The 20,692-nt window shown below is 65.6% G+C and carries 14 protein-coding genes; 11 read left to right on the forward strand and 3 right to left on the reverse strand.

Annotated features, from left to right (window positions below):
- The first annotated feature begins 85 nt into the window (after positions 1-85).
- From INT51_RS13690 to INT51_RS13735, 10 genes are all read left to right on the forward strand, one after another.
- Positions 86-1,369 (forward strand): ABC transporter substrate-binding protein, encoded by a 1,284-nt coding sequence (locus INT51_RS13690; RefSeq protein WP_193105885.1) that lies wholly within the window; start codon positions 86-88, stop codon positions 1,367-1,369.
- Positions 1,370-1,405: 36 nt separating this feature from the next.
- Positions 1,406-2,290, forward strand: coding sequence for a carbohydrate ABC transporter permease (locus INT51_RS13695; RefSeq protein WP_193105886.1), 885 nt, complete (start codon positions 1,406-1,408; stop codon positions 2,288-2,290).
- On the forward strand, positions 2,287-3,195 hold the full coding sequence (locus tag INT51_RS13700; protein WP_304502193.1) for a carbohydrate ABC transporter permease: 909 nt from the start codon (positions 2,287-2,289) through the stop codon (positions 3,193-3,195). Before INT51_RS13695 ends, INT51_RS13700 begins: the two co-directional genes overlap by 4 nt.
- A gap of 47 nt (positions 3,196-3,242) precedes the next feature.
- Positions 3,243-4,340 carry a Gfo/Idh/MocA family oxidoreductase gene (locus INT51_RS13705; protein ID WP_193105887.1) on the forward strand — a complete coding sequence of 366 codons (1,098 nt, stop codon included), beginning with the start codon at positions 3,243-3,245 and terminating at the stop codon, positions 4,338-4,340.
- Between the two features lie 30 nt (positions 4,341-4,370).
- Positions 4,371-5,519, forward strand: coding sequence for an FAD-binding oxidoreductase (locus tag INT51_RS13710; protein ID WP_193105888.1), 1,149 nt, complete (start codon positions 4,371-4,373; stop codon positions 5,517-5,519).
- Between the two features lie 220 nt (positions 5,520-5,739).
- On the forward strand, positions 5,740-7,407 hold the full coding sequence (locus tag INT51_RS13715) for a hypothetical protein (protein ID WP_193105889.1): 1,668 nt from the start codon (positions 5,740-5,742) through the stop codon (positions 7,405-7,407).
- Positions 7,408-7,672: 265 nt separating this feature from the next.
- On the forward strand, positions 7,673-8,926 hold the full coding sequence (gene wecC, locus INT51_RS13720; RefSeq protein WP_193105890.1) for a UDP-N-acetyl-D-mannosamine dehydrogenase: 1,254 nt from the start codon (positions 7,673-7,675) through the stop codon (positions 8,924-8,926).
- Positions 8,923-11,064: a glycosyltransferase gene (locus tag INT51_RS22720; protein ID WP_193105891.1), complete on the forward strand. Its 2,142-nt coding sequence runs from the start codon at positions 8,923-8,925 to the stop codon at positions 11,062-11,064. The genes wecC and INT51_RS22720 overlap by 4 nt, the downstream gene beginning before the upstream one ends.
- A 67-nt stretch (positions 11,065-11,131) precedes the next feature.
- Positions 11,132-13,978: a heparinase II/III family protein gene (locus INT51_RS13730; RefSeq protein ID WP_193105892.1), complete on the forward strand. Its 2,847-nt coding sequence runs from the start codon at positions 11,132-11,134 to the stop codon at positions 13,976-13,978.
- A gap of 56 nt (positions 13,979-14,034) precedes the next feature.
- Positions 14,035-15,366, forward strand: coding sequence for a hypothetical protein (locus INT51_RS13735; RefSeq protein ID WP_193105893.1), 1,332 nt, complete (start codon positions 14,035-14,037; stop codon positions 15,364-15,366).
- A 44-nt stretch (positions 15,367-15,410) separates the two neighbouring features.
- On the opposite strand, the gene INT51_RS13740 is transcribed toward INT51_RS13735, so the two are convergent.
- The 3 genes from INT51_RS13740 to INT51_RS13750 all read right to left on the reverse strand — a co-directional run bounded on the left by INT51_RS13740 (position 15,411) and on the right by INT51_RS13750 (position 18,831).
- Positions 15,411-16,805: an asparagine synthase-related protein gene (locus tag INT51_RS13740; RefSeq protein WP_193105894.1), complete on the reverse strand. Its 1,395-nt coding sequence runs from the start codon at positions 16,803-16,805 to the stop codon at positions 15,411-15,413.
- A 133-nt stretch (positions 16,806-16,938) separates the two neighbouring features.
- Positions 16,939-17,757, reverse strand: a complete 819-nt coding sequence (locus INT51_RS13745; protein WP_193105895.1) for a hypothetical protein — start codon at positions 17,755-17,757, stop codon at positions 16,939-16,941.
- 24 nt (positions 17,758-17,781) lie between these two features.
- The gene (locus INT51_RS13750) at positions 17,782-18,831 is read right to left on the reverse strand and encodes a hypothetical protein (protein WP_193105896.1); all 1,050 of its coding nucleotides are present in this window, start codon (positions 18,829-18,831) and stop codon (positions 17,782-17,784) included.
- A gap of 735 nt (positions 18,832-19,566) precedes the next feature.
- Between INT51_RS13750 and INT51_RS13755 the strand changes: the two genes are divergently transcribed.
- The gene (locus INT51_RS13755) at positions 19,567-20,691 is read left to right on the forward strand and encodes a hypothetical protein (RefSeq protein WP_193105897.1); all 1,125 of its coding nucleotides are present in this window, start codon (positions 19,567-19,569) and stop codon (positions 20,689-20,691) included.
- Position 20,692: the final 1 nt, after the last annotated feature.

A 20,692-nucleotide genomic window follows, 5' to 3' on the forward strand; every position in this document is an offset into this window, starting at 1 on the left:
AGTGCGAGGTTCCCCCTCCGGGCATCGTGGCCCGGGCCCCGCCCGCTCTCCGATCTCCGATCTCCCGAGGAAAGGCCGATCCCCTATGGCGACACGACGCGATGTCCTCGCCGCACTCACCGCCGGCGCCGCGGCGCTGGCCCTGCCCTCCTGCGGGGCTAGTGCCGGCGATGACTCCACGCTCACGGTCCTGCACAAATGGCCCGAGGGTGACCACAAGAAGTACTTCGACCACGTCCGCGCCACCTTCGAGGAGCGCCATCCCGGCATCACCGTCGAGATGACTGCCGTACAAGATGACCCCTACAAGCAGCGGATCCAGGTGTTGACCGCCTCGCGCACCCTGCCCGACATCTATTTCCTCTGGCCAGGCAGTTACGGCGAGAAGTTCGCCAGAGCGGGTCTCACCGACGACCTCACCGATGCCATGGCCGGCGAGTGGGAGGACTCCGTCTCTTCGATCGCGGTTGACGCCTACACCTATGAGGGCCGCCGCTATGCGGTGCCGATCAGCATGTCCGGCAAGTACATGGTCGCCAACACGGCCATGTTCGCCGAGCACGGCGTCGAGATTCCCGGGACCTTCGAGGACCTGCTCACCGTGTGCGACACCCTGCGCGAGGCGGGCGTGGAGGCGCCGATCGCCATGGGCAACCAACCCATGTGGCCCGGGGTTCACTACCTGACCTCCCTGGTGGCCAAGCACGTCCCGGAGGAGGAGTTCACCCGCGATGTGGAGCCGTCGACCGCGACGTTCTCGCATCCCGGATACGCACAGGCCTTCGCCGACCTCGGCGAGCTCGCCGCGCGCGGATTCACCCCGTCGGCCAATGGCATCAGCAGCGACAGCGCAAAGGCCGCCTTCCTCAACAGCCAGTCGCCGATGATGTTCAGCGAGTCCAATCAGTTCTCCACCTTCCAGGAGAAGAACGGTGCTCCCCCGGAGATCGCGGAGAGCTGGGATTTCTTTCCCTTCCCTTCGATCCCCGATGGGGCCGGGGACGACGAGTCCCTTACCGGGGCCCCTGACGGCTTCGCCATCAACCCTGACAGCTCCAAGGTGGAGCTCGCGATCGACTTCCTGCGCATGATCACTTCCCCTGAGATGGCGGCGGCGATGCTCGAGATGCGCGATCGGCCCTCCGTGGTGATCGGCGCCGAGGACCGCGTCGACGACGTCCAGCCGCAGCTCACCCGAGCCCTCGAGCATCTCGACAGCATCGAGAAATTCAACATCTGGCTGGATATGGAGGCCGAGCCACAGGTCGCCCAGGCGTGGCTGACCGCAGGACAGGCCGCGATCGCCGGCTCCCGCAGCCCCGAGCTGATCGTCCAGGACCTGAAGGAGATCTCCGATGCACTCCGCTGACCGACCCCGCCTTGTCACCGGAAGGGGGACTCGACGATGACCACCACCTCGCGACGCCGCGCCCTGCTGTGGATCGCTCCGGCCCTACTGCTCGTACTCGCCCTGATGTATGTGCCGCTGCTGCAGAACATTCGCCTGAGCTTCTACAACTGGTCGATCTTCGACCAGGAGATGAACTTCGTCGGGTTGAAGAACTACCGCCAGGCGCTCGCGGATCCGTTCCTGGGGACCGCGCTGCGCAACAACATCGCCTACGCCCTCGTCTCGGTCGTGGTCCAGGTGGGCTTTGGCCTGGTGCTGGCAAGCCTGCTGGACCGCTTCGCCACCGGTCGCCTGCAGGGGTTCCTTCGCAGCGTCTACTTCCTGCCTGCCACCATCTCGATGACCGTCACCGGTGTGCTGTTCACCTTCGTGTACGACCCCAATGCCGGGATCCTCAACGCAGCACTGGAGGCCATCGGGCTGGACTCACTGACTCGGGCTTGGCTGGCCGAGCCGAGCACCGCTATGGGCTCGATCATCGCGATGAGTCAGTGGCAATGGACTGGGTACATCACGGCGCTGCTGCTGGTGGCCATCCAGCGCATCCCCACCGAGATGTACGAGGCGGCCTCCCTCGACGGGGCGGGTCCCGTGCACCAGTTTTTCGCGATCACCGTGCCACTGACCCGCGAGATGGTCGCGATCCTCTCGCTGGTGACCGTCTCCAACGCGCTGCTGCTGTTCAACGAGGTCATCGTCATGACGAACGGTGGCCCGAACAACTCCACCCAAGTGCTGGGCACGATCGTGTACCAGAACGCCTTCGTCAACGACCGCATGGGCTACGCGGCCACCATGTCGACCCTGGTACTCGCACTCACCATGGGCCTGGGGATCGCCCAGTTGCTCTGGACCCGTCGAAAGAGGGTTTCGCTGTGACCACTACCGCCTCCACCACCAACTCCTCCGCCCGTCCCCAGCAGCCCACCGCTCGCGCCCGCCGCGGCGCCGGGCGCCCCTCGACCCTGTCGGCACGCGTCGTGCGGATCGCCGTGTGGGCGCTGCTCGCGCTGATGGCGATCGGCGTGCTGTACCCGCTGTTCTGGATGGTCTCGTCTTCCTTCAAGACGAGCACCGAGATCTTCGCCAGCCCGTGGGCACTGCCGAGCTCGCTCTCGCCGGAGAGTTTCGTGACCGCCTGGGAGCGGGGTGTGTTCCAGTACTTCGTGAACTCGGTGCTCATCACCATCGGTTCCCTGGTGCTGGTGCTGGCCCTGGGCACGGCAGCAGCCTTCGCCCTGACCAAGCTGAACCTGCCCTTCGCCACACCGATCACCCTGCTGATCCTCGGCGGTCTCATGATCTCGCCGACGATGATCCTGGTGCCGGTGTTCCAGTTGATGATCGCCTTGCACCTGCACGACACGCTGCTCGGGATGGTCCTGGTGTACACCGCCTACCGACTGCCGTTCACGATCTTCCTGATCCGCGCCTACATGATTACGCTTCCCGACGAGGTCATCGAGGCGTCGATGATCGACGGAGCCTCCCTGCTGCAGACCTTCTGGCGCATCGTCATCCCGTTGTGCCGGCCCGTGCTGGTCAGCGCCGGGCTTGTGTACGTTCTGTTCGCCTGGAACGAGTTCCCCTTCGCGCTGGTGCTGCTCAACGACCCCTCGCTGAAGACGCTCCCGGTCGGGCTGCTCGACTTCAAGAGCGCCCTGCAGACGGACTGGTCGGTCCTCTTCGCCGGCCTGACCCTCGCCGCCTTGCCCATGATCGTCCTGTTCGTCGCCGCTCAGCGCACCTTCGTGCGCGGTCTGGCCGACGGGATGGGCAAATGACCCTCCCCCGACACCGCGATGTTCCCCTCGCTGACAAGGAGCACCCCATGACACCCACTACCCCCGCCGCGCGCGAGAAGGTGCGGCCGCTGCGCACCGCGGTCCTCGGCTACGGCGTCGCCGGTCGGTACTTCCACGGGGCTTTCCTCGCCGTGGATCCGGCCTACGAGGTCGCCCTGATCTCCACCTCGAACCCCGAGCGCGCCGCGCAGGCCCGCTCGGACCATCCCGGCGCAATCATCGTCGAGGACCCGCGCACGGTCGCCGAGCACGCGGACGACCTCGACCTCGTGGTGGTGTGCACCCCGCCCGCGAGCCACGTGGAGCTCGCGCAGATCGCGCTGCGCGCAGGGCTGGATGTGGTGGTCGACAAGCCCCTCTCTCCCAGCAGCGCCGAGGGCGCCGAGTTGATCGCAGAGGCGGAGTCGCTGGGCCGGCGCCTGACGGTCTTCCAGAACCGTCGGTACGACGCGGACTTCCTCACCCTCCAGGGCCTTCTCGAGGAAGGCACTCTGGGGAACGTCCATACTTTCGAGTCCCGTTTCGAGTGGTGGAAGCCCACCGGCGCGCGCAGCTGGAAGGCGAGCACGACGGTCGCCGAGGGCGGTGGCATCCTTTTCGACCTCGGGCCGCACCTCATCGACCAGTCAGTGCAAATGTTCGGGCCGGTCACCGCGCTGACGGCCTCCTTGCGGTCCGTCCGGCCCGATGGCACGGCCCCGGCCGACGGCGAAGGCACTCCGGAGAACGTCGCGCACGTGGTGCTCACCCACGCCGTCGGCGTGGAGTCGCGGCTGGTCATGTCGAGCCTCGCCGCTCTCGAGGGGCCCCGCTTCCACGTCTCCGGCACCGCAGGCGCCTGGCGCAGCCACGGCAAGGACCCCCAGGAGTCGGCTCTGCGCGCGGGCACCTTGCCCGGCGCTCCTGGATTCGGCCGTGAGAGCGAGGAGCAGGCCGGGGAGCTAAGCACCGGGGGCGAGGTCTCTCGCACGGCTCCCAGCACTGGCGACTACGGCCAGTTCTACCGCGAGCTCGCCCAGGCTCTGCGCAGCGGCGGGCCGGTCCCAGTGGACCCGCAGGACTCGGTCGACGTCCTGCGACTCATCGAGGCCGCCCACTGCACCTCCCACCCCCACCACGACTGATCCCCTTCACTCCGCACGAGATTGGACATCATGACCGCCGATACCCGCCCCGCCCGTACCGCCTCCCCGTCAGGCTCCGCCGCTCCCGCCACCGCCCTGGTGCTCGGCGGTGGTGCGCTGGGCGTCTCGATCGCCACTCACCTCGCCCGCTCCGGCGCGAAGGTCACCCTCGCCACCTCCGGCGACCTGTGTGACGGCGCCTCCGGCCGTTCGCTGTCCTGGCTGAACTCGGCAGGGGACCGCACTCCCGCCTACCACGCGCTGCGGGTGCTGGGCGTGGACCGTTACCGCACCCTGTTCGCGGCCGACCCGTCCCGAGACTGGCTGCGATTCACCGGAGGCCTGTGGTGGGACGCCGAGGAAGCGACCCACGCCCGGCATGCAGGAGAGGTGGCTCGCGGCTACGATTCCCAGCTGCTCACTCGCGAGGACGTGGCTCACACCTTCCCAGGGCTGGCCCCCGAGGCGGCCGCCGAGGAGTCGATCCACAATCCCGGGGAGGGCTGGGTCTCGCTCCCTCACCTCATCGAGCACCTGGCTGCCGAGCTGCGTGAGCGCGGCGGCGTGATCGAGACGAAGCTTGGGGCCTGCTCGCTCTTGGTGAAGAACGGCCGCGCGGTCGGGATCCGCGACGCCTCCGGCGCCGAGCACCGAGCCGACGCCGTGGTCGTCGCCTGCGGCGCCGGCACGTCCGCTGTCATGGGAGAGGCCGGGGTCGACATCCCCGACGGCTCGCCGCTGGCGATGCTGGTCACCACGGAGCCGGCCGCCGTTGAGGCTCCCGTGCTGAACACACCGCGCGCCGCAGTGCGTCCGAACCCCGGCGGCACCTTCTGTGTGGACCACGACTGGTACGTCGACCAGATCGTCGAGCACGAGGACGGCCGCTGCACGATCGATGAGTCGGTGGTCACGGAGCTGCTCGCGGAAGCCTCCCACCTCCTCTCGGGCGACACCACGCTCACAGCCGCGCACTGGGCCTGTGGACGCAAGCCCATCCCCGCCGACGGCGAACCCGTGCTCGGGACGGTCGGGCAGCTGCCCGGCTGTTACGTCGCCTTCACTCACTCCGGAGCGACACTCGCTCTGGTCGCCGGGGAACTGATAACTCACGAGGTCATGACAGGAATTCGGCACCCGCTGCTGGAAGCCTTCTCCCCAGATCGCTTCGGCGGCTGATCCGGGGAGTGCCGTCGACCGCTCGGGACCGTCGCGGATCCCCGACACTGGATTGCCGCGTGAGGCCCGGTGCCGTCGCGATCACCGGTTCTGTGCCGACACTTCGACAGTTGCCTTCGGCGCTCTCGCCAGGTGTCCGGCGGGAGTCGGCCTGGAGCCCCCGGGCCCAATCTGTGCGATCCTCGACCGGTCCGCACAGCACAGGAGGTCCGAGCAGGTGATGACCCGCCGTCGTGGGCTGATGCTAGGAGCTGGGTGCCTCGCACTCATTCTCCTCGTCGTCATCGGGGCCCTGTCACTCCGGTCGCCGGGCACAGAGCCGGGAGGTGACGGGGGCAAGGCTGCCGCCCCACCACCGGTCCCGGATTCCGAGACCTTGTTCCTGCCCGGCTACAACGCCTCCGCCGGAGGGTTCGAGATGACGCCGCCGGCCGACGCCGCCGGCAAGTCCGTCTCTGCCCGCCTGGCCCTCGAGGACGACGCCATCGGCACCGGCGGCACCATCGGCCTCAGCTTCGATGCCCGGGAACTCGCCTCCCCGATGTGGGGTTCGCAGGATTCGAACCTCACGCTGACGCTCAGCGAGCTCGATCGGCCGGCGCTGCGCTTCGGCGGCAACGGCGTGGACCGTCACATGTGGTGGACCTCCAGCGGCGAGCCCGCTCCGGACTGGGCCGAAGCCACCGTCACCCCCGAAGACCTCGAGCGTGTCGCCGCCGTCGCCGAGGAGGTCGACGCGCAGGTGACCATCGACCTGGACCTCGGCCACGATGACCCGGCGCGCGCAGCGGACATGGCCTCCCATGCGCAGCAGGCTTTCGGTGACCGCCTGCTCGCCGTCGCGATCGGCAACGAGCCCAACGGGTTCTTCCACGCGAATCAGCCGCAGCTCGCGGTGCGCGATGCGACCTGGGGCCCGGAGGCCTACCAGGCCTCGCTCACCGAGTACTCCGCCGCGCTCGAGGATGCCGCACCCGGCCTGCCGGTATCCGGCCCCGGCGCCTACGACGCCCCGTGGTGGCGGGCCTTCACGGAGTCCGGGATCCCGAACCAGCGGGCCATGTCCATGCACTGGTACCCCCTGTGGGACTGCGAGGGACCGGCGTCCTCGATCGCGAATCCCACGGTCGATGACCTGACCTCCCCGGCGATCCGCGAACGCGCCCAGCACATCATCGGGATGGGCGCCGAGGTCGCTGCGGAGCACGATCTGCCCCTGTGGCTCGAGGAGACCGGCCCGACGTCCTGCCCCGGCACCAACGAGACCTCTCGCACCCACGCCCAGGCGCTGTGGACCGTGGACTTTGCGATGACCGCCGCCGAGCTCGGTGTGGAGCGCACCGCGTTCCACTCGACGCTGCAGGCCTGTCAGGGGGGCGCCCCGATGAGCCCGATCTGCGCCCGCGGCACGCTCGAGGAACCCGGGCAGATCGTCGAAGGCCGCTCCAGCTACCTGGCGCTGATGATGCTGGGTTCGCTCCCGGACGGGAAAGTACTCACGCCGACCGTGAGCGGGGACGGGTCGGTCTCCGTCCACGCCGTGCTGGGGAACGACGGAGGCCTGGCGATCATGATGGTCGACATGCGCGATCCCTCCGAGGAGATGTACACCACGAGGCCGGTCGAGATCAGTGCACCGGAGGGCGCCGAGGCGGTTGCCCCGGACGGCTGGGAACTCACGCTCGGATCGCGCCTGTCCGGGGACTCCCTCGAAGCGACGACGACCGCTCTGGACGGCCTCGTCCCGGTGACCGGAGACTTCGCCGGCGCGCCCCTCGCACAGGCGCATCCGCTGACCATCACGAGTGAGCCCGGGACGGTCACGACACTGCACTTCGACAGGGCCAGCAGCCCGGCGCCGTCCGATGACGGCGGCTCCGCCGGCTGACAGCTCGGCAGCAGCCCCCTCCCCGCCTGTTCTCCGGCGATGTCTCCGTGGGCTCTGTCCCACCGCATTCGGGCGCAGATCCGGTGAACTCCGGGTGTACCTGAGGGGGCCGTAACCCATACTCAACGGTCACTTTCTGCACAGACGGCAGAATTACTGTTGTCTCGGTGACAACTGACCCCCATCAGTTCCTCGGCGCACTGCGAGGCGATACCGTTGCCGCAGACTTCACCTCCTCCATCCCCGACCCTGCCAGGAGCCTTCGATGAGTCCGAACGTCCCCCTCGATACCGTCAGCGTGATCGGTCTCGGCTACATCGGCCTACCCACGGCGGCAGTTCTCGCCCAAGCGGGGAAGACCGTCATCGGTGTCGACGTCAAGCAGACGAATGTTGATGCGATCAACGCCGGGACCGTTCCGTTCGTCGAGGAGGGGCTCGAGTCCGTCGTCGCGGGCGTCGTCGCCCAGGGCAAGCTCTCCGCCCAGCTGGAGACTCCCAAGGCCGATGCCTACATCGTCTCCGTCCCCACCCCGTTCAAGGGTGACCACGACGCGGACCTCTCCTACATCGAGTCCGCCGCCAGCGGGATCGCCCCCAAGCTCACCGGCGGGGAGCTGATCGTCCTGGAGTCCACCGCTCCTCCCGGAGCCACGGAGCGCATGGCCGAGGTGATCCTCGAAGCACGCCCCGAGTTCACCGGCGAGCCGAACCTCCCCAACTCGCTGTACTTCTCCCACGCTCCGGAGCGGGTGCTCCCCGGCCGCATCATGATCGAGATGGTCGACAACGACCGCATCATCGGCGGCATGACGCCGGAGGCCGCAGAACTGAACCGCGATCTCTACGCGAGCTTCTGCCGCGGCGAACTGCTGGTCACCGACGCGAAGACCGCAGAGATGGCGAAGCTGACCGAGAACGCCTTCCGCGACGTGAACATCGCCTTCGCCAACGAGCTGTCGATCATCGCCGACCGCCAGGGCATCGACGTATGGGAGCTCATCGAGCTCGCCAACCACCACCCGCGTGTGAACATCCTCCAACCCGGCCCGGGCGTGGGCGGCCACTGCATCGCGGTGGACCCGTGGTTCATCGTCTCGGCGGACCGTCAGTTCTCGAACCTGATCCGCACGGCGCGCGAGGTCAACGACTCCAAGCCCGAGCTCGTGATCGAGAAGGTCCTCGAGAAGGCCGACAAGTTCAAGCACCCGACCGTCGCCGCCCTCGGCATCGCGTTCAAGGCCAACATCGATGACCTGCGCGAGTCCCCCAGCCGCAACATCGCCGGCTCTCTCGCCGAGAGGCTCACCGACGGCACCGTGCTCGTCGTGGAGCCCAACGTCGATGAGCTGCCCCAGGAGCTCGCCGCGCGGGACAATGTCGAGCTCGCCGAGCTCGACGTCGCCCTCGAGCGAGCCGACATCGTGCTGCTGATGGTCGACCACGACCCCTTCAAGGAGATCGATCGCACGCTCCTGCAGGAGAAGATCGTCATCGACACCAAGGGACTGTGGCGGTGACCGAATCCAACGGTTCGACCTCTGGATTCCGGTGGCGCCGCGGCAACGGCCGCGCTGATGTCGTGGAAGCGGATCGTGCGCTCCATCAGCAGCGCACTGAACGCGTGACCGAGCTGCTCGGTGAAGCACGACAGGCCGCGCAGCGCGCAGAGGGCTTCGAGGAGTCCCTGGCCTCGTTCCGCGACGCCACCGCCGCCTCCGGTTTCGACGTGACGGTGCTCCTGGAATACGCACGCTTCTTGATCAGCAATTCGCGCGGCAGCACGGCGGAAGAGGTACTCGCCCTGTCGCTGGCCAGCAATGGCGCACAGGTCGATGCCGTGGAGCTGTACCTCGAGCTGGTGCGGGAGCTCGAGCTCGCGCCCAACCGTGCTGCCTGGGCACTGAACCGCCTGGCGGAGGACGTCCCCGGCGTCCCGGAAGCCCAGCGCGCGGCCCTCGATTACGCGATCCCCCACCGCTTGGACGGTGCACTGCAGGCGATCGGCGCCTCGGGAGATCCGGTCAGCCGCGCGATCGTGCAGATCAACCACGCGTACAAGAGCGACACCTTCTCCCCGGAGACGCTCCAGGCGATCGGCGCGGAGATCGGCGCGAACGACCTTGTCCGAGCACACCTGACGGTCGCCCTCGCGCGGGGCAACCGCAAGGTCGCAGCGGTCCTGCTGACGGAGGCCGATCCCAAGGCCGTGCCGGTGAACGCCCTGCGGCGCGCGATCCGTCGCGCACGCTCCGCCGGCAAGCAGAAGCAGCTCATCGAGTACCTCGAGGCATACCGCCGGATCCTCCCGGAGGACGGCTGGGCCAAGAAGCTGCAGAACGAGACGCAGCGCAACGCAGTCAGCAACTACCAGCTGGGCAAGACGGGCTTCCCGTTCCCGAAGATGCGCCCGACGCCGGCGTACGAGGCGGAGCCGCACAAGGTCTTCTACCTGCTGCACAACTCCTTGCCGCACAATTCGGCCGGCTATGCGACGCGCACCCACGGCCTGCTCTCCGAGCTGAACCGCATCGGATGGGATGTCGACGGGGTCACCCGCTTGGGTTACCCCTATGACATGCCCGGCAAGGCCGAAGTGCCCGATGTCCCGCTGCACGACGTGGTGGGCAACGTCGACTACCGGCGCCTGCTGAAGAGCCGGGAGATCGAGAAGAAGAACCCTCTGTTCCATTACACCGAGCGGTACTCGAGCGCCCTGCTCGACCTGGCCAAGGAACAGCGCCCAACGATCATCCATGCGGCGTCCAACCATTGGAACGGCCTCACGGCGGTCAAGACCGCCCGTCAGCTCGGCATCCCCTCGATCTACGAGGTGCGCGGCTTGTGGGAGGTCACCCGTGGCTCCCGCAACCCGGAATGGGCCGAGAGCAACATGTTCAAGTACATCGCCCGCATGGAGGCCGACGCCGCGAAGGGCGCGACCCGCGTCTTCGCCATCACCGAGGCTCTCCGCGAGGAGATGGTCAAGCGCGGCGTGGATGGCGACAAGATCCAGATCGTGCCCAACGGAGTGGACACCTCGAGGTTCAACCCCATCCCCCGCGATGAGGAGCTCGCCTCGCAGCTCGGCGTCGCCGGCAAGACCGTGATCGGCTATGTGGGTTCGGTGCTGGACTACGAGGGCATCGAACTGATCCTCGAGGCGGCTGAGGTCCTCAACCGGACCCGCGAGGACTTCCATGTGCTGATCGTCGGCGACGGGGCGGAGCTGGAGCGATTCCAGAACCATGTGCTGGAGCGCGAGCTCGAGCATGTCGTCACCTTCACCGGGCGCGTGCCCCACGAAGAGGTCGAGCGCTACTACTCGCTGATCGACATCACGCCGTTCCCGCGCCTCCCCCTGCCGGTGTGCGAGATGGTGTCCCCGCTCAAGCCCTTCGAGGCGATGGCGATGGGCAAGGCCGTAGTCGCCTCCGACGTCGCCGCACTCAAGGAGATCGTCACGCCCGGCGTGAACGGCTATCTTCATGAGAAGGGCAGCACCGAGTCCCTCATCGAACAGCTCGTGAACCTGCTCGACGATCCCCTGCACACCAGCCAGATCGGCACCCAAGCTCGAGACTGGGTCGTAGAGAATCGGGACTGGAAACAGCTCGCACAGCTCATCTCTGAGACCTATGCGGAACTGAGCAACTGAACTTCAAGGACGATGTGCCCGCAGTGCAGCGGGCGCATCGTCGCAACTTTCGAGAGGCCCGACTCCTATGAGTCTTGATTTCTCCGTGTCGCAGCGGCAGACCCTGAGTAACTCCTTCCGTGCAGCGGACGTGGAGGCACTCCTATCAGGCACGCTGACAATCCCGCCGCATCCGCAATGGATCCTCCCTGCTCAGATCAATTGGCGCTCCGACCCTTTCAAGGACAGGAACTGGCGTCTCCAACTCCACATGTTGCGCTGGCTCGACCCGCTACGACGAGCTGCGAGCAAGGGAGACGACCGCGCGTATGCGATGTGGATCGATTACGTCGAGCAGTGGGTCGAGGCGAACCCTCCGGAGAAGCCGATGTCCGGCTGGGCTTGGAAGGACATGGCAGACGGAATCCGCGTCCAGCAGTTCTGTCTCGCCGCTCCTCTGGTCCGCGATCGATCCCCAGAAAAGCTCGACTGGCTAGAGGCGACGATCCGCACCCACGCAGAGCACCTTGCCGATCCAGCACACATGGGGATCGCGAACCATGCACTCCACCAGCAGGAGGCACTTTTCGTGTGCGGACGCGTCCTGAAGGACTCAACCTTCTGGCAACTAGCCATCGACCGAATGAGCTCATTGCTCCAAGAGCAGTACGACACTCAAGGCGTCAACGCCGAGGGGGCAATTGCCTACCACTACAACAACTACATCTGGTGGGAGCGGGCGCTAAAGCGCCTCGATCTCGAGCGGGTCCCTCGACCAGTGGGAGCCGAACGGCACTTGTCGGCCCCGGAACAGATTGCCCACGCTACCCGGCCGGACGGCCAGATGGTCTCCATCGGAGACACCGACGGCGGCACTCCCAAGGCAGCCCGCACCCCACAAACTGACTACGTCTCCTCAAATGGCGAAAAGGGGACGCCGCCGGATGAGGTTGTGAAGGTCTACGACGCTGGCTACATCTTTGGTCGTAGCGGCTGGGGAGAGACTGAACGCGCATACGACGAAGAAACCTACTTCTCCGTCAGCTTCGGCGACTCACGGAGAGTGCACGGCCACGCCGACGGCGGTTCCCTCACCTATTCTGCCGACTCGGTGAACTGGGTGGTGGACCCTGGAAAACACCAGTACGGGCGTAGCACGGCACGGGACCATTTCTTCTCGCGCGGCGCGCACTCCCTGCTCTCTATCGCCGGCCGCGAGCCTCGCAAGGAAGCCAACGTCTCGCTGCGCCACCATCTCAGCAGCGCCCGACACCACGACTTCCTTTTCGACGACGACAGCTTCGAGGGAATCAAGCTCTCCCGACGGATCGTCTACTCGGTGAGCGGCGAATACCTCGTGGTCGTCGACCACGTCACCTCCCAAGAGGAGTGCACCGGTACGCAACGCTGGCAGCTCGGCTCTGGAGTGACGGCTTCGCTCAGCGGGAATCGGGTGGAGCTGGCGGCAGGCGACCATCGAGCGGCTCTCTGCTTCAGCGGCACTCGATCTGCACTCGAGGAGGTGACCGGGCAGGATGACCCTTTCGACGGCTGGGTCTCCACCGGTTGGAAGAAGAAGGAGCGGGCGACGGCGATCACGGCGAGCAAGACCGGCAGGAAGTTCCGGTTCATCACCGTGCTCGCTACCGGGCGAGGCGTCCACCCAACAATCACCTCTCACCGCGGGATCGAGCCTGGACAGTTCTGCCTTGAGGTGGAGACCGGAAGAACTCGGGAGTTCGTGCTCGTCGGCCGCAACGAAGTGTCCTTCCCGAGCGCGCCGCCGAATCACGGCGGCGCACCCGGGCTCACGCCCAAGGCCGCTGCCATCCGGCCGACCAAAACTGGGCGTCCCCACCACCTCGACCGAACCAGCCGCTCTGAGGTGTTCGACCTGCTCGAGAGCGCCCGCTGCCTCGGAGTCGACGCCACAGCCGAGGCGAGGTCGGCCAAAGCCCAGGAGTTGCACGAACAGGCTGCAGCGCGAGGTTTTGACGATGACATAGATCTGGGTATCGCTGCAGGGATCACCGACCTCCTCCCGGAGACCACCAATCATCGCGGGGCCTCCGGCACGCGACAGCAACGTACGGCTCTCGTGAACTGGAGCGGGGACGAGTCCTGGCGACCCACCTCCTATCCGCTCCCCGTGGTCAGCCATCATCAGGGTTTCACCCTCCCTCGCCGACCGGAGCAGACCGCCATACATACAGTTGCGGCTGGCCCGCTGATTCTGCCTTTCGCGCTCGATCCTTCGGAGGGCGAGACCCTCACGGTCCTTTTCCAGGGCGCCATCGATCGCGCCCGCATACGGCTCCCGATATTTCAGCGTTGGCGCCACCAGATCGCCATGGCTGCCGGGCCGACAATTGCATTCTCAGACCCTACGTTGGACCTTTCGACCTCGCTGGGGCTCGGCTGGCACCTGGGGACTGAGAGCACGGACCTCGTCCCGATCATCGTCGACACGATCCGGGACGCGGCGGATGCGCTGGGGGTTCACAATGTGGTGCTGGCCGGAGGATCCGGAGGAGGGTTCACGGCGCTCCACGTCGGCGCCTTGCTTGAAGACTCTGTGGTGGTGGCGTTCAGCCCGCAGGTCGACCTCCGCGAATACTCTCCTCGACTGACCAGGGCCGCGATGCAGACCGCTCTTGGTCTCAGGCAAGTCCCGGTCACCGGTTCAGCAGTCCGACGGATCAGCGCTGTCGAGCGAATGCGCCGGACCCGTTCGTATCCACGGACCTATCTCGTCTCCAACCGAGGGGACGTCCATCACACGACGAGGCACGAAAAGCCACTCCAAGCGGCGTACGCGAAGGCCGGACACGCCAGTTTGCTCCAGAAAGTGGAGGTTGACCTTGGCCCTGGCCACCGCGCGCCGGACAACGAGCTCTACAGCAATCTTCTCGCCAATGTGTACGCGGAGTTCTGAGATTCGGTCAAGGGCAGTTCGTCGTTGCACCCGGCGCGTCAGCTAAGGTCAGCGTCATGTCAACCGAGACACCACAGAGCCCAGCAGAGCAGACTGCCGTATTCTCGACGCTCCGACGGGCTGGCGTAAGCGGCGCCGAGTCGGTCGTCGTGCCAGACGTCGTTCGAGCGGCAAATGCCAACCCCGTCGGATTCACCCGCGCCCTGCGATCCTTGACTCGCTTCGTCACTCCCGGCGTCGGCACCAAGCCGCACAACGCTTCGCGGCTCCTCGGAGTTCTTGACGATATCTCCCACCAGCTGTCTACTCCGAGCCCAGAGCTCGACTACCTGCGGGCTAGTGCAGACCAATTCGTCGCGCTCACAGAGGTTGGGGTCGGGGCCGCGGTGAAGGCCGGAGACACCCGGCCCCTCCTCAACGCGACCCAGAATGCTGTCGCCACCGTTCCAAACCGGTATGACACTCCCGCGGCGCAAGTCGCCGCAGCGGTCACCCTAGGGAAGATCCATAGTCTTCATGATCGAGACGCCGCCGATCTGGAGTTCTCGCGCGCCCGCGAACTTGATCATGCCCGCGTCATCCGTCATTTCTATGTCGACATGGGCGCGATGACCTACTTCTCCGACGCGACGATCTCGTCAACGGACGCCACGGCTGACATCGCATCCGTGCACGACTCGCTACGACCGTATGATGCCGCGGAGCCTGGCGCGAGAACCTCGCTCGTCATCTCTGTCGACCCGCGCTTCTACCGCATCTATGCGCCGCTCCTGTACTTCTACGCGCAACAGCTGCCGGACTTGGATTTCTCGATCCTTATCTGCGCTGATCGCGGACGGGCCAAGGAGCTCATCACCGATGGACGTCGGTACATGAATGCATTGCGGACCCTCAACCGCAGCGGGCGGATGACGAACGTTCACCATTACGTTCTTCCAGTCCCACGCTTTGTTGCCGAGGCCAAGACATTCTACGCCTGCGCCCGATTCCTGGCGGCGCCACGCCTCCTGGAGAAATACGAGAACCTGTATCTCATGGATGCGGACCTCACCGTCGACACTCACCCCAAAGCCTTCCTTGCCTCGGTGTCCGAACTGCCATTCGCGGCACCCCGGACCGGTGGCGAAGCGGCGCTCTCCCCATGGCGCCGGTACATGGCTGGCAATATCCCCCTTCACCGCAAGGTGCTGGACACCCCTGTGCTTGACGACGTGCAGCGATACCTCGCCGTCGGTCTGCGGTCCCGCAGCAGTTGGATGCTCGATCAGAATGCGCTCGCCTATGCCATCGAGCGCTCGCCCAGCAGCTACACGAACCTCAACGAGTACTCCCGACCATTCCGCGCCCCGTCCTTCAAGGTAACCTGGGAGCAGAACTACCAGGCCTGAGCCGTGGCCTCCTCATTCGGCGTCTCAATGTCCTTCTGAGACACCTAGAGGTCCGCGAGCACCGGATCGTAGTGGCGCATGATGTCGAGGTTGAGCGCTTTGCTGTATCGGTAGTCACCGGGGATGCCCCAGAATGAATGGAACAGCCTCCTGCTATTCAGCCCCGCATGTGCGTTCACGCCGACTGCATGAACGGCGATCTGCAGCGCCGCCCAGTTCGCCATTCGACTCTCCAGATACAGAAGATCACCGATGTCAGCACCCCGAAGGTCCGAGGCATAGTTTCCGCGCGCAAGATAGCCGCGGAACGCCCGCACCGTAAAATCACGGAACGCCGACGAGGCCCCCTTCCGGGACGACGCGGCATGGAGATGGTAGGCCAGCGTCAATGGATCCTCGGGGAGCCAGGGCTTCGCGATGCGGCTGTATGAGCCTCGCATAACACCGCTGCCGTGGCCGTACACGAAGAGGTCGGATGGGTGAGCATGCCTCTCCACCTGAGCGGGAAGGACGGGTCTTCCTCGTGTGAAACCGGCAGCGTGCTGAGCGGCATCGACGGTCCGCTGGAAGGTCTCGGAGTCGTCCCGCTCTGACCGATCAATCCACCGATGGTTCCCGCCCAGGTGTTCCACCATGGCCGGGATTCGCGCACGCTCCTCTTCTTTCATCGCATCCCAGGTTTCGTAGCGCAGCGGCACGTCCTTGCTGCGCAGAGTGGCAATGATCGAGCGAGAGTCGATACCACCGGTCAACCCAGCGACCACTCGGTGCCGGGGGCGGAGGAAATTCGCATAGTTCGTGAAGTACTCGTCCCAGACCTGGAAGGCATCCTCCGGCTTGGACGCGACTATCGGGCTGGATGGCCAGTAGCGGCGAGTCTTGCCCGACTTCGCGGCAAACTCATTATTGGGAAGGAGTAGCCGGACTCCCTCGAAGATTGACAGGTCTCCGGGCAGAAAACGTGTCGACTTCGCCCGCTGCTCCGGCATCGCCATGAACGACTGGACCTGCGTCGATCGCTTGAGGGAGAGGGCGTCGGCGACAAGTGCCGCATGCGAGCCGATAATCTGGCCTGCGGCACTGTAGAACACCGTCTGAGAACCCAACGGGTCATGGACGACCGAGACCTCCTCCCCCTCCACCAGAAAGACGGCAAATCGCCCGCTGAGATCCTCAAGAGGAATGCGATCCCCGTCTCGCAAGCGCACGAGACTCTCCTCGAGGGACGAACCGCCGTGGGCCACGAACAGGTCGCCGACCGCGAGGGCGAGGCGACCGCCGACTTTCGCAGTAGTGACAATCGGCGTTTCCGGATGGAGAAAGAACTCCCATTCTCCAAGTACTAATTTATTCCACGCGCACAAAACATCGAGCCGCTCTTTCGAGTGCCCCACCGGGGCGCAGAGAAAACCGCGACGATACATCTTCTCATTCAGCATGGGGGCAACTTTCGTTTCGTGATAGATTACACCACTCGCAACCACGGCATAGCACTCGGCGGGGCCTGAGCGGACAACAGATCAAGTGCGCCTTCAAAGCATGCACCAACGGAAGCGTGCTCGGGCGTGATTATCATGCTCGAGGCGGGGTCAGGGAGCCATCCACGGCGGCCGCGAGCACCTTGGTGACGAACTCCTTCGGCGGAGGAACGTGCCCTGTCCCTGCGTCGACGAAAATCGCCTCGACGTCGTTGTCAGCGTGCGCGCTCTCCAGAAACGGACGCATGTGCTCGTCCACATGCGAGGCATCCCCCGTGTTCTGGATGTACCAGGTCCGGTTTTGTACAGGACCTCGGTAGATCTCGACCAGGTCCAGCTGCGCGGGGATTCTCGATACGGGATCGCCCCCCGTCACCCCCCACGCCAATTCCGCGTAGCGAGCCACGATCCGTGGGTTGTATCGGGCGATGCTCGTCTGGGGATTCACCGGCACGGCCGTGGCGTGGGGCAGCTTTGTCCCGTAGTAGAGGGCTGCGAAGCCTCCACCTGATGAGCCGGAGGTTACGACGCGCTGCCCTGCTGGGAGGAGAGCCAGCAGGATCTGTGGGAGCACTTCCTGCAAGAGATTCTGCTTCCGGCTCCCCGCATACCAGGCGAGTTTCAGATCGTCGTCCAGATACAGCGACGGGTCGTGTACATGAATGCGATCGGTCGGCAGAAGCTCCGAGATGCCTACTCCGGAGAAGAAGGGATAACGAAGCTTCGGGTTCGTGATCGCCGCGTTGAAGAAGACTGTCGTCGTCGGGAAGCCGCGAGGATCGTGCCGAATGTCAATGGGCAACCCCTCATGATGAACCGTGATCAGCCCAGGGCCATAGGAGTCCTGGTCGAGGAAGTGGTCCAATGAGCGATACTCGTGATGATCGCCCGGGGGAAGAATACGCCTAGTCACCGTCGCATCGTAGTGGACGATAGATCAGCCGTCAGAGGATCCTCCTCCGGTGTTGTCGGCGTCCACCACGACGAATGACGACGCGCCGCCGTGGACAACGACTGGCGCCGGTCCTCGATCAGCAACCGTCACTGTGAGCCGAAGCGCAACTCCGCAGGCAGACTGTCCAACGTCAACAGTCTCGTCAATTGTCATAAGCAGATGATGGGTGTGGCGGTCGATATGCACAGTTGCTGAGAACACGTCGATCTGCCCGCAGACCTGCCCGTCATCGTCGAGAAGATCGGCGCGCAGGATCAGATCAACCTCGCTCCCCCCGGCGTCGACGTCGGCGGCGTCGCACCAATCTCGGCCGTTCTCTCGCGAGCCATTGACGCCTGTGCATGCCGTCAGGTGGAGTGAACTGAGAATATTCAACGGTCGGCCACGAGAATCTTCGAGGTCGAGGGTATGGGCAAATACGATCTCCCGACCGTCGACTGGCACGGTGGTCGGCAGCCGCTTCTCCGACTCCTCCTCGACCAGCTGCCCATCGACCTGCTGGGCGGTCCAGCGCACATCCAGCTCGATCGTCGTGCCCTGCGCGGCGACTTCAGGATTCGGTGCGCTCACAGAGATATTGCAGGACTGCGGGCCGCCCTCGGTGGAGCCGAGGACGAACTGGTTGCGCAGCGTCGTGGCTTCCCCCGTGAGGAGGTTCTGAGTCCCACCGATTGATCCACTTCCTGCTCCTCCCGTTCCTGAGCAGTTCAAGGACACCCCCAAGTACATCGCCGTACCGGGACTCCCTTCAGGCTTTGTCGTAACCACCTCGAACTGCATCAGATACGACTCCCCCGGCGCTGCTTCGAACGATCCGACGGCCGCACGCCCGGTTCCGGGCACCGTCAGTGTGGCGTCGTCCCGGACTTCGACGTCGACTCGCTCTATAGGGGTCCCGGTCGACTCCGGCGGCGGCCCCGGGGGGAGTTTGTCGCCCCTTAGGACTCCACCTAGAACAATCAGGAAGATCACGAGGAGCGCAGCCCCTACACCGACCAAGAGTCCGGGTCTACGCCACGCCTGCTCCCTCATCGGCCCGGCCCTACAACCACGAGGGGGCGCGGAACAGGACGGCCGTCGCTGCGTGCAGAGCCGAAGAGGAGACGTAGACGAGATAGTTCACGTGGCCTCCTGGGGGTCGAATGAACGGATCCTCGACCAGTATGCGATGTGCTCGCCGGCGGCGCATCCTCAGGTTGCAGATCTCTGGCACCACAGGGAGCATCCGCTCCTCCCTGGCCTTTGACCTCGTTGAAGATTTTCCGGTCGTAGAGCAGGGCATCCACCAGAAGGCATCGATCGCGAAGAGCACTGTCGAGTTCGGGGGCTTCGCAGATCAGGGGCCGTGCGGCAGTGCCTCCGCGCCCATTCGTGCGCGACCACCAAGTCCACATGGGTGGCTGGACTTCATCGAGCACCTGACCGATCACGGTTCGATGACGATGCGTCCGTAACGCCCAGATTTGTCGCGTTGCGCCGCTCTGGTGGCTATCTTTGACGGATGTTTACGAACGACACTGCGCCAATCACGGGTGGTGCCGACGAGAGCGGGATGGACGGGACTACCGCTGGCATCGCTCCGCCACCGGACGATCTGGACGAGGTTCATGACGGTGGCCTCGACCTGTACGACATAGACGCGGAATACTAGAGCCAGCCTCGCGTCTCCCCACGATGTGCCCGCAACCAGCTGTGGTTGCGGGCATATTCTGTTCTCAGCGCGTCTCTCCTGCGCTGCCCCCGTCCCCCATGGCAACCGAGGCCCGCATGAAGATCCTTCTGGCACCGAGCAACGTGGCTGACCAGTCGACCTCCGCGGCGGTGGGGCTCACCGCGCTCGGCCACGAGGCGCAGATCTGGAACTACGGCGCGAGCCCGAACGAATTCCGCGTGGACCGGCAACTGGATCCCGAGACGGCAGCGGACTACTTCGCCGTACTGACTGCCGCGCTGGAGAACGGGTTCGACGTCTTCCATCTCCACACCGCCCGGTCTCTCATGCCGGCGCGTGACGGACTGCCGCAGATGTGGGATCTGCCCCTGCTGCGCGCGCTGGGTAAGAGGATCGTGGTCTCCTTCCACGGCTCCGACATCCGGAAGAAGAGCCACCACATCGATGACGACCCGTGGAGCTTCTACCGCTTCGCGGACATCCCCTGCGATGAAGAGAAGATCGACACGCGATTGGCGCTGATCCGCACCTACGCACATGCGATGACCGTGTCCTCAGTGCTCGACCAGGTGTACGTCCCGGAGGCGACGTACCTTCCCAAGAGCCTTGATCTCACCGCCTATGACGCCACCCCGGCGCCCCTTCGTGCCCGTCCCGTCGTGTTGCACGCGACGCGTCGCCGCGCCACCAAGGGCACCGACATCATCGAGGCAGAGCTCCAACAGCTCCAGAGCCGTTTCGACATCGAAGTACGGATCGTCGAGGGTGCCTCCCACGACGAACTCCTCCGGCAGATCGGCCAGGCGGACATCGTCGTGGAGAAGCTGCTGGGCGGCGACGCCGGCGTGCTCTCCCTGGAGACGATGGCGATGGGGCGGGTCGCCGTGGCCCGGATCCGAGACGAAGTACGCGCCCGCCACCCGTCGATGCCCGTGGTGAGCGCGGATCCCGAATCCTTCGGCGCCGTCATGGCCGACCTGCTGGGCGATGCCCGACGCCGCGCCGAGCTCGGCGAGGCCGGGCGACGATACGTCGAGGCGGAGCACTCTGCAACGGTGACGGCGAAGCTCCTCGAAGAGCTGTACACCCGGCCCGTGTCCCGCGGGGCTCGCCCGCACCCGGACTGGGCCAGCGACCCGTCCCCGCGCCGGCTCGAGACGGCCTACGCGCGCATCGCCAAGCTCGAGGAGACGGTCGCACGCCTGCGGCAATGCCGCTGAA

Source organism: Brachybacterium sp. FME24 (assembly GCF_014897705.1).
Lineage (GTDB): Bacteria > Actinomycetota > Actinomycetes > Actinomycetales > Dermabacteraceae > Brachybacterium.